Consider the following 16,751-nt stretch of genomic DNA (forward strand, 5'->3'; position numbering starts at 1 on the left):
GACGGAAGGCGGATGCCGCGACCCGAGGTCGCAGCATCCGCCTTCTGTCATCGGCGGCTCACTCGCAGCGCAGGCCGTCCTCCGGGGGCGTGCCGTCGAGCAGGTAGGTCTCGATCGCGGAGTCGACGCACGAGTTGCCCTTGTTGTAGCCGGTGTGGCCCTCGCCGACGCGCGTCACCAGGACGCCGGATGAGAGCTGATCGGCCAGCGACACCGACCACTCGTAGGGGGTCGCGGGGTCGTTCGTCGTGCCGACCACGACGATCGGCGCCGCGCCTTGGGCGGTGATGGGCTCGCGCACGCCGGTGGGCGGATACGGCCAGACCTCGCACGGGTCGGGACCCTGCCAGTACGGCGCCACCGTCGGCGCTTCGGCCTCGAGGAGCGCCGTCGCGTCGGCCTCCTCCTGCTCGGTCGCATCGACCGGGTAGTCCATGCAGTTGTAGGCGCGGAAGGCCTCGGTCTGATTGTCGAGGTACGCGCCGTCCTGACGGTTGTTGTAGAAGTCGGCGAGCTGGAACGCGACGTCGGCATTGCCCTGCAGAACGTCGGTGAGGGCCATCGTGAGGTAGTCCCAGCTGTCCTGGGAGTACAGGGCGGCGACGATCGCGGTCATCAGGGAGTCCGCGCCGAGCATGCGGCCGTCGGCGTTCGGGATGGGGTCCCGGTCGACGCTCGCCAGGAGCGCGCCCAGGTCTGCCATGGCCTCGTCGACCGTGCCGCGGAAGGGGCACTCGTCGTCCGTCAGGCAGTCCGCCATGTACGCGCGCAACGCCGACTCGAACCCGACGCCCTGGGTGATGCCGACATCCAGCCCGGAGATCGACGGGTCGATCGCACCGTCGAGCACGAGACGCCCCACCTTGTCGGGGAAAAGCTTGGCGTAGGTCGCTCCGAGGAAGGTGCCGTAGGAATAGCCGAGGTAGTTCAGCTGCGTATCGCCGAGCACCGCTCGGATGAGATCGATGTCACGGGCGGCGTTCTCCGTCGTGATGTACGGCAGGATGCCGTCGCTGTTCTCGTCGCAGGCCGCGCCGAAGTCCTGGTGCCGTTCGAGAAGCTCGTCGGTCCAGGCATCCGTTCCCCGAGGGTTCTCCGGGATGTCGTAGAGATAGGCGTCCATGTCGCCCGCGTCGTAGCAGGTCACCGACGTCGACTCGCCCACGCCGCGCGGATCGAAGCCGATGACATCGAACTGCTGCCGCACGGGGTCGCTGACCGCGAACGACACCGAGTCCCGGATGAGGGCGACGCCGCTCGCGCCCGGCCCGCCCGGGTTGGTCAGCAGGGATCCGATGGGCTCGGTGGTGCCCTCGGCGCGGCTGCGGATCACCGACAGCTCGATGTCGCCCTTCGACGGATCGGTCCAGTCCAGGGGCGCCGTCACCGTGGTGCAGTCGAACGTCTCGTTGCAGACGGACCAATCGAGCGTCTGCTCGTAATAGGGCAGCAGGTTCTCGGCGACGCCGTCGGTATCGGCCGCCTTGCTCGACGTCGGCCGGGGCGACGCGTCGGGGATCATCCCCGACAGACAGCCACTCAGGACCACGGATGCTGCGACCAGGCCGGCGACGACGGCGAAGGCGCGACGAAGTCGGCGGGGTCGGGTCGGGTTCACGGGATCCTTCCGCTCGCGACGGTGACGAGCATGCTTTCGAGCGCCAGTGCGGGCGCGGCGTTGAGTTCGAGGTTCTCGCGCGTGACGCCGATGCGGTCGACGACCGTCAGCGTTCGCTCGGGCGTCCACGCGGTGGCGAGGGCGCGCAGCTCGGGCTCGAGCTCGCGGTTGATGAGGTCGGTGTCGCGCCCGAACTGCAGCAGCAGCACGTCGCGGAACATCGACTCGAGGTCGGTGAGCACGCGATCGATGCCGTCGCGCAGGCTGCGCGTGGCACGGCGCTTCTGCTCGTCTTCGAGGGCCGAGAGCTGCGACCGCACGGCGGGCGGGATCGCGCCGCCCTCGGCGATGCCGAGCGTGCGCAGGAGCCCCGCGCGCTCGGCCTCGTCGCGCTCCGCAGTGAGTGCCTTCGCGTCGTCGGTGGCGGCGGCGACGATCGCGCCGGCGACCTCGACCGCGTCGCCCACGCCGCGCACCGCGAGCACGCCGCGCAGCGTGGCGTCGCGGCGAGTGCGGGCCGCAGCATCCGTCGCGAGCCTCTGGGCCATGCCGATGTGACGCTGCGCGTGCCGCGCGGACTGCTCGGCGATCGCGGGGTCGACGCCGCTGCGTCGAACGATGAGGTCGGCGACGTCGGCGACGTCGGGCTCTCGCAGTCGCAGCGTGCGCACGCGCGAGCGGATCGTCGGCAGCAGGTCGGCGTCGCTGGGCGCGCACAGCACCCAGACGGTGCGCTCGGGCGGCTCTTCGAGGGCCTTCAGCAGCACGTTCGAGGTGCGCTCGGCCATGCGGTCGGCGTCTTCCATGACGATGACCCGGTACCGCCCGAGCGAGGGCGCGAAGTACGACCGCTCGACGAGTGCCCGGGCGTCCTTGATGGAGATGATGACGCCCTCGGTGCGCAGGGCCGTGAGGTCAGGGTGGGTGCCGGCGAGCACCTGGTGCATCGTGCGCTCATCACCGGGCTCGGCGATGAGCGCCGCCGCGAAGGCGTGGGCGAGAGTCGACCGGCCGGAGCCGGGCGGCCCGGTGATGAGCCACGCGTGGGTCATCGACGCGGGATCGGATGCTGCTTCCCTGAGCGCCGCGACGGCGTCAGGCTGCCCCCACACGTCGTCCCAGGGGAACGCCTGGTCGTCCGCCGCGGGAGACGCCCCAGCGACAGCGGCGACCGACTCCATGCCGACCAGCCTAGCCACCGAGTCGGACACCGGCTGTGCGCAGGCCGAGCGTTCGCCTCATGCGAGAAGCGGCTCCACGCGTGCCCGCACCGCGGCGGCGAGCTCGTCCGGCGGACGCGCCGCATCCAGCACGAGGAAGCGGTCGGGCTCGGCGGCGGCGAGCGCGAGGAACTCCTCCCGCACCCGGGCGTGGAAGTGCTCCTGCTCGGCCTCGAGGCGGTCGAACGGCTTGTCGTCGGCGTCGAGGCGCAAGCGGGCCGATGCGGGATCGAGGTCGAGGAGCACCGTGACGTCCGGGAGCAGGCCTCCGGTCGCCCACAGCGACAGCTCGCGCACCTCGTCGCGCCCGAGGACGCGCCCGGCGCCCTGGTACGCGACGGACGAGTCGAGGTAGCGGTCCTGGATGACGACCTCGCCACGAGCGAGCGCGGGGCGGACGAGCGTCTCGATGTGGTGCGCCCGGTCCGCGGCGTAGAGCAGGGCCTCCGCGCGGGGGGCGACCTCGCCGCGGTGGTGGAGGACGATGTCACGGATGAGCACGCCCACTTCGGTGCCGCCGGGCTCGCGCGTGCGCACGACGGTGCGTCCGGCATCCGTCAGCCAGGCGTCGAGGAGCGCCGCCTGCGTCGTCTTTCCGACGCCGTCGCCGCCCTCGAACGTGACGAAGAGTCCACGGGCGGTGTCGCCGGCCGCCGTCACTTCTTCGCCGCGGGCTTGCGCGTCGTCGTCGTGCGGCGTGCCGGGCGCTTGGCCGGGCCCTTCGCACGCTTGTCGGCGAGCAGCTGCACCGCGCGCTCGAACGTGACCTCCATCGCGTCCTCGCCGCGCGGGATGGTCGCGTTCGTCTCTCCGTCGGTGACGTACGGGCCGAAGCGGCCGTCCTTCAGTTTGATCGCCTTCCCGCTGGTGGGGTCGGCCTCGAACTCCTTGAGCGCCGACGACGCGCCGCGGGCGCCGTACTTCGGCTGCGCGTAGATCGCCAGCGCCTCATCGAGGGTGATGTCGAAGATCTGCTGCTCGCTCTGCAGCGTGCGCGAATCGGTGCCCTTCTTGAGGTAGGGCCCGTATCGGCCGTTCTGGGCCGTGATCGGGGATTCCGTCTCCGGATCGACGCCGACCGTGCGAGGGAGGTCGAGGAGCTTCAGCGCCGTGTCGAGATCGATCGTGTCGACCGACATCGACTTGAAGAGCGAGGCCGTGCGCGGCTTCGGCGCGGCCTCCTTCTTCGCTCCGCGCTTCTTCGGCGCAGGCTCCGGCTCGACGGCCACGACCTCGCCGGTCTCCTCGTCGACCTCTTCCGCCGCGGGCGGGTCGTTCTCCTGCACGTACGGGCCGAAGCGGCCGTCCTTCACGACGACGAGCTTGCCGTTGGCGGGGTTCTCCCCCAGCACTCGGTCGCCCGCCACCGGGGCGTCGATGAGCTCCTGTGCGCGCGCCGGGGTCAGTTCGTCGGGCGCGAGATCCTCGGGGATGTTGACGCGGCGGGGCTCGGCCTCCGGCTTCTCCTTGTCAGGCACCTCGAGGTACGGGCCGTACTTGCCGAACCGCAGCGTGGCGACGTCGCCGATCGGAGTCGAGTTGAGCGCGCGCGCGTCGATCTCGCCGAGGTTGTCCACGATGTTGCGCAGGCCCACGTGGTCGGTTCCCCCGAAGTAGAAGTCCTGCAGCCAGTCCTGGCGCTTCTGCTCGCCGCGGGCGATCGCGTCGAGGTCGTCCTCGAGCGCGGCCGTGAAGTCGTAGTCGACGAGGTCGGCGAAGTGCTGCTCGAGCAGCCTCACCACGCTGAACGCGAGCCAGCTCGGGATGAGCGCCTGGCCGCGCTTGGTGACGTAGCCGCGGCCCAGGATCACGTCGATGATGCTCGCGAACGTCGAGGGGCGACCGATGCCCTTCTCCTCGAGCGCCTTGACGAGGCTCGCTTCGGTGTAGCGGGGCTTCGGGCTGGTCGCGTGGCCCTTCGGCTCGACGTCGCGCAGGCGCAGCACGTCACCCACGGCCATCGCGGGCAGCGACTGGTCGTCGCTCTTGTCGCTGTCGCCGCGCTTCTCGTCCCGGCCCTCTTCGTAGGCCTCGAGGAAGCCCTTGAAGGTGTAGACGGTTCCGGATGCCGTGAACTCGGCGCGGCGGCCGGCCGCCGAGACCTCGAGGGTCACGGTGGTGGTCTCGTACTTCGCGTCCGACATCTGGCTGGCCATCGTGCGCTTCCAGATGAGGTCGTACAGGCGCAGCTCGTCGCGGTCGAGCTGGCCCGACACTTCCGACGGCGTGCGGAACGTCTCGCCCGACGGGCGGATGGCCTCGTGCGCCTCCTGCGCGTTCTTGCTGTTGTTGCGGTAGCTGCGGGGGTTCGGCGGCACCGACTTGTCGCCGTACATCGCGACGGCCTGCTCGCGCGCGGCCTGCACGGCCTGCGTCGACAGCGCCGTGGAGTCGGTGCGCATATAGGTGATGTACCCCTTCTCGTAGAGGCGCTGTGCGACGCCCATGGCGTGCTTCGCGCTCATCGAGAGCTTGCGACCGGCCTCCTGCTGGAGGGTCGAGGTCGTGAAAGGGGGCTTGGGGCTGCGGGTTCCGGGCTTGGACTCGAGAGCGGTGACGGATGCCTCGGCCGCCGCCTCGATCGCGGCAGCGAGTTCGCGCACCTGCGCCTCGTCGAGGACGAGCACCGCCTTCTTGAGCTCACCGCGGTCGTCGAAGTCGGTGCCGCGGGCGAGCACCGCGCCGTCGACGCGGGCGAGGCGGGTCGAGAACGACTCGTCGATCCCCTGCGGGCGGTTCGGTGCGGCGAGCGCTTCGATGTCCCAGTAGGACGCCGACACGAACGCCATGCGCTCGCGCTCGCGGTCGACGACGAGTCGTGTCGCCGCCGACTGCACACGGCCGGCGGACGTGCCCTGCTGCACCTTGTACCAGAGCACGGGGCTGACGTCCCAGCCGTACAGGCGGTCGAGTATGCGGCGGGTCTCCTGCGCGTCGACGAGCGCGAGGTCGAGCTCACGCGTGTTGCCGACGGCGGCCTGGATGGCGTCCTTGGTGATCTCGTGGAACACCATGCGCTTGACGGGGACCTTCGGCTTGAGCGTCTGCAGCAGGTGCCACGCGATGGCTTCGCCCTCGCGGTCTTCATCGGTGGCGAGCAGCAGCTCGTCCGCCCCCTTCAGCGCGCGCTTGAGCTCGGCGACCGTCTTCTTGCCGCGCTCGCTCTCGACGTAATAGGGGTCGAAGCCGTTGTCGATGTCGATCGAGTACTTCCCATAGGCCTGCTTCTTATCGGCCGGGATGTCGCGCTTGTCCGCCAGGTCGCGGATGTGCCCGACCGAGCTGAGCACCTCGTAGCCATCGCCGAGGTACCCCTGGATCGACTTCATCTTCGTCGGTGACTCGACGATGACGAGCTTCTTGCCTTCTGCCAACGGGGGCGTCCTTTCTTCGACGCAAACCATACACGCCACTTCTCGGTGCAAGGGCTGTGAGACGTGATCACGGCGGCGGCCCCGCCCGTGCGGAGGCCCGCGCGGGGACCGGCCCGAGGCTGATAGAGACGGTGACCGTCGCGATCAGCTCGTCGAGCTCGCAGGCCTCGAGGATGGCGCCGAAAGTGCCCGCGACCTCGGCAGCACGTTCGCAGGGAGCGCCGGGAACCGCGCCGGATGCCGCGTCCGCCGCGGCGAGCGCGCCGGCGTCCGCCGCGGAGGCCAATCGCTGGCTCGCGACCGCAGCAGCGCCGGCGCCCGCGAGCCCCACCGCGAGCACGGCTGCGGCCGAGAGGATCCCGACCGCCGCCATTGTCCCCGCCATCAGCCCGGCCCGCTCGCCGGTGGAGCGACGACGTCGCACGACACGATCACAGCCCGCCCGCCAGGGCGCAGCCGGACGCGGTGACCCGTAATCCGAACAGCGCCGGCGCCGAGGCCGACACGCACACGAGATCCCCTCGGGAGCTGAGGTCGACGGATGCCTCCTCCACCGTCGTGGCGACGGCCTCGCGCACGCGCTCCTCGGGCTCGCCGCGTGCGCTCAGCCGCGCGGCATCCGCCACTGCGTCCTGCAGCCGCACCTGTCGCGACGCCCCGGCGAGCGCTCCCACGCCGAGGACCAGCACGAGGACGACAGCCGGGAGCGCGACCGCGAACTCGGCGACGACCGCACCGCGGTCGTCGCCCAGCCGCGGGCGCATCACGCCACCGTGAGCGCGCGTCGTACGAGATCGGTCAGGATGGTGCGCACCTCGTCGGACCGCATGATGACGACGAGCAGGCCGGCGAAGGCGACGGCGGCCATCGTCGCGATGGCATACTCGGCCGTCGCGGCTCCGGTGTCGTCGGCCCAGGTGCGGTCGCCCTCGCGCGGTGCGAAGAGGCGCTCGGCCCGGCGGCGTGTGAGAAGGGGCACGACTCGGTCGGTTGGGGACAGGGACATGGGGTTCTCCGTTCGATGGATTCGTGGTGTCGGGCACGGTCTGGGGCGCGGGCAAGGGATGGCCGATGCGGTCGCGGCGTGGCGGGCGCGCGGGTCGCGAGCAGTGTCCGTCACAGCGAGACCGACGCCGTCGACATGACGCTGAGCAGCATGGGCGCGACGCCGAGGAGGAGGAAGGCCGGCAGCGTGCACACCCCCAGCGGAAGGAGCAGTCGCGACGAGAGGCGCGCGGCACGCAGGCGGGCGTCGACACGGGCGCGATGCCGGGCGTGAGCGGCAGAAGCCCGCAGCAGTTCGACGGCGGGCACGCCCGCTGTCCGCGACAGCGCGAGCACGGCGTCCACGTCGTCCGATCCGCCGGTTCCTTTCTCTTCTGCGCCCGGTGCGGCACCGTCAGCGGTCGCCGAGGCGGGTGCGGCGTCGGCATCCTTGCCGGCGCCCTCCCTGGGCGCCCCCACTCGACGCGCCTCGCGCACGACCGTTCGCGCCCGATCGATGGAGACTCCGCCGCTCAGCGCGATGGCGATCAATTCCGCATCCAAACCCGGCGCATGCTCCGACGTCGCGGCCGTGCGCACGAGCCGCTTCGTCCAACGATGGGCGGCCAGGATGAGCACCGCGCCGCCCGCGAGACAGGCCAGACCGAGCGGGTTCGCGAACAGAATGCCGAACGTGTCGAACCCCAGCGCTGCGCCCAGTCCCACCGCGACGAGCGGAAGCCAGCCCATGAGCCGGGCCGTTCCCGCGGGCTCGGCGAGGGCCACCCGCACGTCGTCGGCCGCTTCCTGCGCGTCGCGCAGCGCGGCGGCGAGCCCGCGCAGGCACTGGGCGAGCGGCGCGCCGACGGTCAGCGCGACCTGGCACGCGACGCCGACCTCGCGCCAGGCGCCCGCCCCCGCGGTCGCGACCGCCTCGGGCAGCGGCATCCCCCGCCCGAGCGCCGTGGCGACGTGCTGAGCAGCCGGGTCCCCGGCGCGGGCGAGATGCTCCCACGCGCGAGCCGGCGCGACCCCCGCCTGCAGCAGCACCGCGAGCCGCAGCACGGTCTCGGCGACGTCGGCCGCCGATACCGGGGTCCGCGCCGACTCCCGGAACCGGGACCCCCGGCTCCGGGTCGATCCCGGCGCCCGGGAGGACGACGAAGCCCCGGTCTGCCGCCGGACGCTCCCTGCGCTCGCGCCCCGCGTCAGCGAGAGTCCCATCGCTCCTCCTCGATCGCGAGACGCCCGTCGCCATCGACGACCGGGCGACCGGCCCCGGCGATGCGGCGCGAGCCGTCCGCGCCCCGCTCCACGTGCACGACGAGTCCGATCGCGCTGGCCGCCTGGCGAGCGAGCGCGCGGTCGTCGAGTCCGGCGGGTGCGCCGAGCGCCTCGAGCCGGGCCGGCACGTCGTGCAGTCCGTTCGCGTGCACGGTGCCGGCGCCGCCGTCGTGGCCGGTGTTCAGCGCCGACAGCAGCTCGCGCACCTCGTCGCCGCGGCACTCGCCGACGACCAGCCGGTCGGGCCGCATCCGCAGCGCCTCTCTCACCAGTCGTGCGAGCCCCACCCCGCCGCTGCCCTCGATGTTGGGCTGACGCGCCTCGAGGCGTACGTGGTGCGGGTGCGCGACGCGCAGCTCCGCGACGTCCTCGATCGTGACGATCCGCTCGTGCGCCGGCGCCGCAGCGAGGAGTGCCGCGAGCAGCGTCGTCTTGCCGGCGCCGGCGGCGCCGGAGACGAGCAGGTTCGTTCGACGCGCGATCGCCTCGTCCAGCCGGCGGCGCGCGGCCCGGTCGAACATGCCGGTCTGCTGAAGGTCGTCGAGCGTCGCCGCGCCGAGGCGCGGCACGCGGATCGACAGGACCGTGCCCTCCGGTGCGATCGGCGGAAGGACGGCGTGCACGCGGATGCCGCCCTCGAGACGCACGTCGACGCACGGTGATGCGTCATCGATGTGCCTGCCGCCGAGCCCGATGATTGCAACGGCCAGATCGCGCACCTCGTCCGCCGTGGCGCGCCACTCGCGGGCCGGTCGGACTCCGGCGCCGCGATCCACGAACAGTCCCGCCGCACCGTTGACGAACAGGTCCGTGACCTGCGGATCGTCGAGGTAGGCCGCGAACGGCGCGAGGACCGGATGCCGCTCGGCAGACGCCCGCGCGGGCACGCGCCCCCTCACCGGTTCCGGCGGCGCGACCTCGGCAGCGTCGATCCGACGCGGCACCCATGCTCCGACGGATTCCGCCGTCGGAGCGGGCGCACCGGTCGGCGCAACGGCCTCCGCCCGCGGCACGGGCACCGTCGGCGCCACGGACCCGGGTCGGGCCGCAGCATCCCATCGATCCCTCGCGCTGCGCGCGCCCACTGCCCCGGAGCGGGGACGGACGACGAACGGTGCGGACATGCTCCGACGCTACGAAGATACGGTCGCCGCCTACCGCGAACCGAGGTCATCGGTGGAGAGCTCGGCCAAGACGGCCGCTGGGGAGGAGCCGCCGCACGCGCACGGCCGCGAAACCGCTCCCAATAAATAGAGGCGGCATCCCATGGGGGGAATGGGATGCCGCCAAGCGCGGCCCCGAATTCGGGGGGTGACGTCGGGTGCCGCAATGCCAGAATCGATGTTCGGCCATCGGTCAGCATATGCGAGGTAAGGGTCCTCACAAAACGAAAAGGAGAGGATTCTCACTGATATATCGGTCGGGATCGATGTATAGGGCGCCCCCTACTATCGGGGGTAGTCGGTTCCGGCGGCGGTGGGTACATTTCCTCGCAGACTCGCCGACACCCCTCGGCCTCGACCCAGCCCGCAAAGGAGCGCGCTCCCATGAGCGAACAGACCCCTGTCACGCAAGCCAGCAGCCAGATCGACCACCTGCTGAACGAGGACCGGCGCTTCGCGCCCACGGCCGAGTTCGCCGACAACGCGATCGCGACCGCCGAGCTGTATGAAGCGGCGAAGGCCGACCGCCTCGGCTTCTGGGCCGACCAGGCCCGTGACCTCCACTGGCACAAGCCCTTCACAGAGGTGCTCGACTGGTCGAACCCGCCGTTCGCGCAGTGGTTCGCCGACGGCGAGCTCAACGTGGCGTACAACTGCCTCGACCGGCACGTCGAGGCAGGCAACGGCGACCGCGTCGCGCTGCTGTGGGAGGGCGAGCCCGGCGACGAGCGCCGCGTCACCTACGCCGAGCTCACCGACGAGGTGAAGCGGCTCGCGAACGTGCTCGAGGGTCTCGGCATCGGCCAAGGCGACCGCGTCGCGATCTACCTGCCGATGATCCCCGAGGCCGTGGCCTCGATGCTCGCTGTCGCGCGCATCGGCGCCGTCCACTCCGTCGTGTTCGGCGGCTTCTCGGCCGACAGCCTGCGCGCCCGCATCGACGACGCCGGCGCCAAGCTCGTCATCACCGCCGACGGCGGCTACCGCAAGGGCAAGGTCTCGCCGCTCAAGCCCGCCGTGGACCTCGCCCTGGGCGACCGCGGCACCGGCGTGCAGGAGACCGTCGAGCACGTGCTCGTCGTCAAGCGCGGCGAGAACGAGGTCGACTGGGCCGAGGGTCGCGATCTGTGGTGGCACGATGTCGTTCCCGCGGCGTCCGCCGAACACGAGGCGCAGGCCTTCCCCGCCGAGAACCCGCTGTTCATCCTCTACACGTCGGGCACCACCGGAAAGCCCAAGGGCATCCTCCACACCTCGGGCGGCTACCTCACACAGTCCGCGTTCACGAACAAGGTGGTCCACGACCTGCACCCCGAGACCGACGTGTACTGGTGCACCGCCGACATCGGGTGGATCACCGGCCACAGCTACGTCACGTACGGCCCGCTCGCCAACGGCGCGACGCAGGTGCTCTACGAGGGCACGCCGGATGCGCCGCACCCGGGGCGCTGGTGGGAGATCGTGCAGAAGTACGGCGTGACGGTGCTCTACACCGCGCCGACGGCGATCCGCTCGTTCATGAAGCTCGGCCGCGCCATCCCGAAGCAGTTCGATCTGTCGTCGCTCCGCCTCCTCGGCTCGGTGGGCGAGCCCATCAACCCCGAGGCGTGGATGTGGTACCGCAAGATCATCGGCGGCAAGACCGCGCCGATCGTCGACACGTGGTGGCAGACCGAGACCGGTTCGATCATGGTGTCGGCTCTCCCTGGCGTCACCGAGACCAAGCCCGGCTCGGCCCAGGTGCCCCTTCCCGGCATCTCGATCGATGTCGTCGACGAGGACGGCACGCACGTCGGCAACGGCAACGGCGGCCTCCTCGTCATCACCGAGCCGTGGCCGTCGATGCTCCGCGGCATCTGGGGCGACCCGGAGCGCTTCGTCGAGACCTACTGGGAGAAGTTCGAGAGGCAGGGCTACTACTTCGCCGGCGACGGCGCGCGCCTCGACGACGACGGAGACGTGTGGCTGCTCGGCCGCGTCGACGACGTGATGAACGTGTCGGGCCATCGCCTGTCGACCACCGAGATCGAGTCGGCGCTGGTCGGCAACGAGGCCGTCGCCGAGGCGGCGGTCGTCGGCGCCTCCGACGAGACCACGGGCCAGGCCGTCGTCGCGTTCGTCATCATCAAGCAGTCGTACCTGTCGGCCCACTCCCCCGACGGCCTCGCGCAGAGCCTGCGCCTGTGGGTCGGCGAGCAGATCGGCCCGATCGCGCGCCCCCGCGACGTCTACATCGTGGGCGAGCTGCCCAAGACCCGCTCCGGCAAGATCATGCGCCGACTGCTGCGCGACGTCGCCGAGGGTCGCGAGGTCGGCGACACGACGACCCTCGCCGACACCGCCGTCATGTCGGTGATCTCCGCACAGGTCAAGTAACCAAGAGCCCCCGCTCGTTGAGCGAAGGGCGCTCAGGCGCCCGAAGTCGAAACGCCCCGGGCCTTGCGCAAAGTCCGGGGCGTTTCGACTCGCTTCGCTCGCTCAACGAGCGGCGAGGACGATCACGCGTACGAGAAGACGACCTCGACTTCGACGGGGGCGTCCAGCGGCAGCACCGGGACGCCGACGGCCGAGCGGGCGTGCTTGCCGGCGTCGCCGAAGACCTCGCCGAGCAGTTCGCTCGCGCCGTTGATGACACCGGGCTGGCCGGTGAATTCGGGAACGGAGGCGACGAACCCGGTGACCTTGAGGACGCCGGTGAGGCGGTCCACGCCGCCGACGGCTGCGGCCGCGGCCGCGACGGCGTTGAGGGCGCTCTGGCGCGCGTACGACTTCGCGTCTGAGGCAGGCACGAGTCCGTGCCCCTCGCCGACCTTGCCGGTCGCGGGCAGAGCACCCGAGATCATCGGCAGCTGGCCGGCGGTGTAGACGAGGTCGCCGTGCGCCTTCGCGGGCACGTACGCCGCGACGGGCGGGACGACATCGGGAAGATCGATGCCGAGTTCGGCGAGGCGCTCACTGACGCGCATGCTCAGGCCTCCTCGAACTGCTTGGCGGCCTGGGCCGCGGCATCCAGTCCCACGTTCTGCTGGCCACCCCCGGACGGGCGCTTGAAGTAGGCGACGAGGCCGCCCTCGGGACCCTGCACGATCTGCACGAGCTCCCAGCCCTGCTTGCCCCAATTGTTGAGGATCGCTGCGGTGTTGTGGATCAGAAGGGGCGTGGTGAGGTACTCCCACGTCGTCATCGCGACTCCTCGAGTGTGCGGAAAGGACGGCTGGTGAAGGCTGGGAAACACCCCGGCCAGCTGAGCGTCGCTGATGGATCGCCCAGGTATCTCCCTTACGATCAACCCTATGCCTGATACCAAACGCACGGCCACCGGTGTGCTCGGCGGACTCGCCGGGCTCGTCGGCCTCAGTGCCGCAGCCGGTGTCCTCATTGCGGCGACCGTCACCCCCGCGGTCGCGATCACGAGCACCGCGGCAGAGCGCGCGATCACGATGTTCGACAACCTCCCGAGCTCGCTCGAGATCGACAAGCTCATGCTCCCGAGCAACTTCTACTACACCGATCCGGCCACGGGGCAGCCGTCGCTCATGACGCAGTTCCTCGAGCAGGACCGCACACCGGTCAACTTCGACCAGATCAATCCCGTCATGTACGACGCACTTCTGTCGAGTGAAGACCCGCGCTACTACCAGCACGGCGGCATCGACCTCATCGGCACCACGCGCGCGCTCCTGTCCAACGCCGGCGGAGCCAGCGAGACACAGGGTGGGTCGTCGATCAGCCAGCAGTATGTGAAGAACGTGCTGATCCAGAAGTGCGAGCAGAACGCCGAAGCCGAGTACGAGACGGACGAGGCTGGCGAGATCGTCACCGACGAGGCGACCGGCCTCCCGGTCGTGAAAGTCAGCCGCGAACAGGCCCTCCTGAACTGCTGGAGCGATGCGACCACGGCTGAGGGTGCCGAGGGCTACACGCGCAAGCTGCAGGAGATGCGCTACGCCATCTCTCTGGAGCAGAAGTACTCGAAGAACGACATCCTGCTCGGGTATCTCAACATTGCCAACTTCGGCGGCATCACGTACGGCATCGAAGCCGCCGCCCGCCGTTACTTCAACACCACCGCAGCCAACCTCACGGTGGCGCAGGCCGCGACTCTCGCCGGCATGGTGCAGAACCCGAACAGCTACCGCATCGACCGGGCGGGCGGCTCCATCTTCGGCTCGGACGGCGCGACCTTCAACAAAGCGCCAGACGGCGCCATCGATGAAGGGGCGAACCTCGCCTCTCTCGATGCACTCGTGGCGTCCGGCGACATCACCGAAGAGCAGAAGTTCGCCGCAGCGGACGGCTACACCTCGACGAAGGTTCGTCAGCTCTACGTCCTGAACCGCATGCTTGACGACGGCAAGATCACCCGGGAACAGTACGTCGAGGCAGCGATCTGGCCGATCACGCCAAGCATCGTCGAGCCCAAGACCGGTTGCGCGAACGCGGGCGGAGCCGCCTACTTCTGCCAGTACGTCAAGTACGTCATCCTGAACGACCCCGCGTTCGGCGAGAGCCGGGAGGATCGCCAGGACACGCTGCAGCGCGGCGGCCTCAACGTCTACACAACGCTCGACCCGCGGGTGCAGATGCCGGCGGAGCAGGCGATGGCCGCGAACGCGCCGACCAGCGCCGAAATGCCAACTTCCCCGGACTACACGCCGGGCCGCTTCGGCTCGGCCACGGTGAGCGTGGAAGCGACCACCGGTCGCGTTCTCGCGATGGCGCAGAACACCAAGTTCAGCGAGGACGCCGCGCACGCCGACGACTGGAACTACTCGGCCCAGGTCTACGCGGGCGATACGGCGTTCGGCAACTCGCGAGGTTTCAATGCCGGATCGACCTTCAAGCTCTTCACGCTCATCGACTGGCTAGAGAAGGGTCACTCGGTCAACGAGACGCTCAACGGCTCCACGCGGGTGTTCAAGCGGATGAAGACCTGTACCGCCGATTGGGTCAACACCACGAACACGGTCGTGAACAACTTCAACAAGCAGCGCGGATACGTCGGCAACCCGATGCAGTTCACACGCGACTCGCTCAACACCGGCTACTTCGCCATGGCCGAGAAGCTCAATCTCTGCGACATAGGCAATGTTGCGACCAGGATGGGCGTCATCGACACCTTCAACAACAAGCCCGCCGAGCTGACCACGCTGACCTCGGTCATCGGAATCACGGCGGTGTCGCCCCTGGCCATGGCCGAGGCCTACGCGACCGTCGCCAACAACGGTGTCTACTGCCAGCCGCAGGTGATCGACCGGGTGACTGACGCCGACGGCAACGAGCTTCCCAAGCCGGAGCGCGCGTGCAACCAGGTGATCGAGCCTCGAGTCGCCGCCACCGCCGCGTACGCGCTTCAGGGCGTGATGAACGGGGGTACCGGTGCGGCCGGAAGTCCGCGTGATGGCGTTCCTCTGATCGGCAAGACGGGGACGCACGAGTCGATCCAGTCGTGGCTCGTAACCTCGAGCACCAAGGTTGCCACGGCGACGTGGGCAGGCAACGTCGATGGCGGTGGCGACATCTTCAAGACGTGGCACAACGGCAACAAGCTCTCCGATATCCGATATCGGATCACCAGGGCGGTTCAGGGCGCCGCGAACGACGCATACGGTGGCGACCGATTCGCAGCCCCCGACTCGGAGCTCACGAAGCAGGTACTCACAGATCTGCCGAACGTCGTCGGCAAGTCGGTCGACGAGGCCACCAAGATCCTGACCGATGCGGGCTTCACCGTCGAGGTCGGCGGCCCGGTCGACTCCGACCAGCCGGCGGGCGTGGTGGCCGCACAGAACCCCGGTCCGGGCAAGGTCGCGGGCGGCAGCACCGTCACGATCAACCCCAGCAACGGCGAGGGCGTCACCGTGCCCGACGTGTCGGGTCGCACCCTCGAAGACGCGAAGAAGGCGCTGCGCAGCGCCGGCTTCGGCAACGTCGGCGACGGCACCTGCACGGTCGATGCGAGTCTCGGCGCGCAGACCAAGTCGGGCGCGACGAACCCGGCGGCCGGCTCTGTGGTGAACCGCAACGTATCGATCGCCGTCGACTACTCCGCCGCGATCTGCGGCGCAGGCGGCGGCCGCGGTCCCGGCACCGGCGGCAACGGCTAGTGCCGTCTCCCGCGGCTCGCACCGCCCTCACCGTGCTCGGCACGGTGGGGGCGGTCGGCGCGGGCGCGGCGATCTGGGGCGTCGGCATCGAGCGCTACCTCTTCACGGTCCGCTTCCATGAGGTCCCCGTGCTTCCGGCCGGGGCCCCGCCGATCCGTGTGCTCCACCTCTCGGACGCGCATATGGCCCCGTGGCAGCACCGCAAGCAGGAGTGGATCGCCGCACTCGCAGAGCTGCAGCCCGACCTGGTCGTCAACACCGGCGACAACCTGGGCCACTTCAACGGCCTCGAGGGACTGCGCCGCGCGTTCGATCCGCTGCGCGATGTGCCCGGCGTGTTCGTCCACGGCTCGAACGACCACGCGGCGCCCTCGCCGCGCAACCCGTTCCGCTACTTCACCGGTCCCTCGAAGGTGAAGCACACCGCCGAACCTCTCGACACCGAGGGCCTCGACGACTACCTCACCCGCGAACTCGGCTGGGTCGACCTCAACAACAAGGTCGGATCGCTGGATGCTGCGGGCCTGCGCATCGCCGCCTTCGGGGTGAGCGACGCCCATCGGCACTGGGACCGCCTCGAGGCGCTCCCCGAGCCCCTGGCCGCGCTCCGTGCCGAGGAGTCCGCCGACCTCTCGATCGGCGTGACCCACGCACCTTATCGGCGAGTGCTGGACGACTTCGTCGACCTGGGCGCCGACGCGATCTTCGGAGGCCACACGCACGGCGGGCAGGTCCGCGTCCCCGGCTTCGGCGCGCTCGTCGCGAACTGCGACATCCCGCTGCGTCAGGCCCGCGGCTTGAGCGCGTGGAAGCACGACGGGCGGTCGGTGCCGCTCAACGTCAGCGCCGGCCTGGGCCACTCGATCTACGCCCCGGTGCGCTTCGCCTGCCGCCCCGAGGCCTCGCTCCTCACCCTCGTTCCGACGGCGTAGCGCCGGCGGGCCGCGCACGGTTCCTCCCCAACTGCTCTCGGCGATCGGTCGTGCACAGTTTCGGCTGCG

The 16,751-nt window shown here is 70.3% G+C and carries 14 protein-coding genes; 3 read left to right on the forward strand and 11 right to left on the reverse strand.

The genetic code is table 11. The features are described from left to right. Positions 1 to 58 precede the first annotated feature (58 nt). The 9 genes from ACEYYH_RS15125 to ACEYYH_RS15165 all read right to left on the reverse strand — a co-directional run bounded on the left by ACEYYH_RS15125 (position 59) and on the right by ACEYYH_RS15165 (position 9,604). Positions 59 to 1,618, reverse strand: coding sequence for an alpha/beta hydrolase (locus tag ACEYYH_RS15125; protein ID WP_374975155.1), 1,560 nt, complete (start codon positions 1,616 to 1,618; stop codon positions 59 to 61). Beyond that, a complete protein-coding gene (locus tag ACEYYH_RS15130) occupies positions 1,615 to 2,799 on the reverse strand; it encodes a DNA polymerase III subunit delta' (protein WP_374975156.1) in 1,185 nt (394 codons plus the stop codon). The genes ACEYYH_RS15125 and ACEYYH_RS15130 overlap by 4 nt, the downstream gene beginning before the upstream one ends. A gap of 57 nt (positions 2,800 to 2,856) precedes the next feature. Next, positions 2,857 to 3,498 (reverse strand): dTMP kinase, encoded by a 642-nt coding sequence (gene tmk / locus ACEYYH_RS15135; RefSeq protein ID WP_374975157.1) that lies wholly within the window; start codon positions 3,496 to 3,498, stop codon positions 2,857 to 2,859. Beyond that, a complete protein-coding gene (gene topA / locus ACEYYH_RS15140) occupies positions 3,495 to 6,212 on the reverse strand; it encodes a type I DNA topoisomerase (protein WP_374975158.1) in 2,718 nt (905 codons plus the stop codon). Before topA ends, tmk begins: the two co-directional genes overlap by 4 nt. Positions 6,213 to 6,279: 67 nt before the next feature. Further along, on the reverse strand, positions 6,280 to 6,636 hold the full coding sequence (locus ACEYYH_RS15145; protein WP_374975159.1) for an Rv3654c family TadE-like protein: 357 nt from the start codon (positions 6,634 to 6,636) through the stop codon (positions 6,280 to 6,282). A gap of 7 nt (positions 6,637 to 6,643) precedes the next feature. Continuing rightward, positions 6,644 to 6,976 carry a TadE family type IV pilus minor pilin gene (locus ACEYYH_RS15150; protein ID WP_374975160.1) on the reverse strand — a complete coding sequence of 111 codons (333 nt, stop codon included), beginning with the start codon at positions 6,974 to 6,976 and terminating at the stop codon, positions 6,644 to 6,646. After that, positions 6,976 to 7,218, reverse strand: a complete 243-nt coding sequence (locus tag ACEYYH_RS15155; protein WP_116196112.1) for a DUF4244 domain-containing protein — start codon at positions 7,216 to 7,218, stop codon at positions 6,976 to 6,978. The genes ACEYYH_RS15150 and ACEYYH_RS15155 overlap by 1 nt, the downstream gene beginning before the upstream one ends. Positions 7,219 to 7,328: 110 nt before the next feature. Further along, the gene (locus tag ACEYYH_RS15160) at positions 7,329 to 8,420 is read right to left on the reverse strand and encodes a type II secretion system F family protein (RefSeq protein ID WP_374975161.1); all 1,092 of its coding nucleotides are present in this window, start codon (positions 8,418 to 8,420) and stop codon (positions 7,329 to 7,331) included. Further along, positions 8,405 to 9,604, reverse strand: coding sequence for a TadA family conjugal transfer-associated ATPase (locus ACEYYH_RS15165; RefSeq protein WP_374975162.1), 1,200 nt, complete (start codon positions 9,602 to 9,604; stop codon positions 8,405 to 8,407). The genes ACEYYH_RS15160 and ACEYYH_RS15165 overlap by 16 nt, the downstream gene beginning before the upstream one ends. Positions 9,605 to 10,027: 423 nt before the next feature. Here ACEYYH_RS15165 and acs point away from each other — a divergent pair, with 423 nt between their 5' ends. Continuing rightward, positions 10,028 to 12,019 (forward strand): acetate--CoA ligase, encoded by a 1,992-nt coding sequence (acs, locus tag ACEYYH_RS15170; protein WP_374975163.1) that lies wholly within the window; start codon positions 10,028 to 10,030, stop codon positions 12,017 to 12,019. 122 nt (positions 12,020 to 12,141) lie between these two features. On the opposite strand, the gene ACEYYH_RS15175 is transcribed toward acs, so the two are convergent. Both ACEYYH_RS15175 and ACEYYH_RS15180 read right to left on the reverse strand, forming a co-directional pair. After that, positions 12,142 to 12,609: a RidA family protein gene (locus ACEYYH_RS15175; RefSeq protein WP_374975164.1), complete on the reverse strand. Its 468-nt coding sequence runs from the start codon at positions 12,607 to 12,609 to the stop codon at positions 12,142 to 12,144. Between the two features lie 2 nt (positions 12,610 to 12,611). Then, positions 12,612 to 12,827: a hypothetical protein gene (locus tag ACEYYH_RS15180; RefSeq protein WP_374975165.1), complete on the reverse strand. Its 216-nt coding sequence runs from the start codon at positions 12,825 to 12,827 to the stop codon at positions 12,612 to 12,614. Positions 12,828 to 12,936: 109 nt separating this feature from the next. Here ACEYYH_RS15180 and ACEYYH_RS15185 point away from each other — a divergent pair, with 109 nt between their 5' ends. Next, positions 12,937 to 15,750, forward strand: coding sequence for a transglycosylase domain-containing protein (locus ACEYYH_RS15185; protein WP_374975166.1), 2,814 nt, complete (start codon positions 12,937 to 12,939; stop codon positions 15,748 to 15,750). Beyond that, on the forward strand, positions 15,750 to 16,682 hold the full coding sequence (locus tag ACEYYH_RS15190) for a metallophosphoesterase (RefSeq protein WP_374975167.1): 933 nt from the start codon (positions 15,750 to 15,752) through the stop codon (positions 16,680 to 16,682). The genes ACEYYH_RS15185 and ACEYYH_RS15190 overlap by 1 nt, the downstream gene beginning before the upstream one ends. Positions 16,683 to 16,751: the final 69 nt, after the last annotated feature.

It is taken from the genome of Microbacterium trichothecenolyticum, from assembly GCF_041938625.1.
GTDB classification, from domain to species: Bacteria; Actinomycetota; Actinomycetes; order Actinomycetales; family Microbacteriaceae; genus Microbacterium; species Microbacterium trichothecenolyticum_D.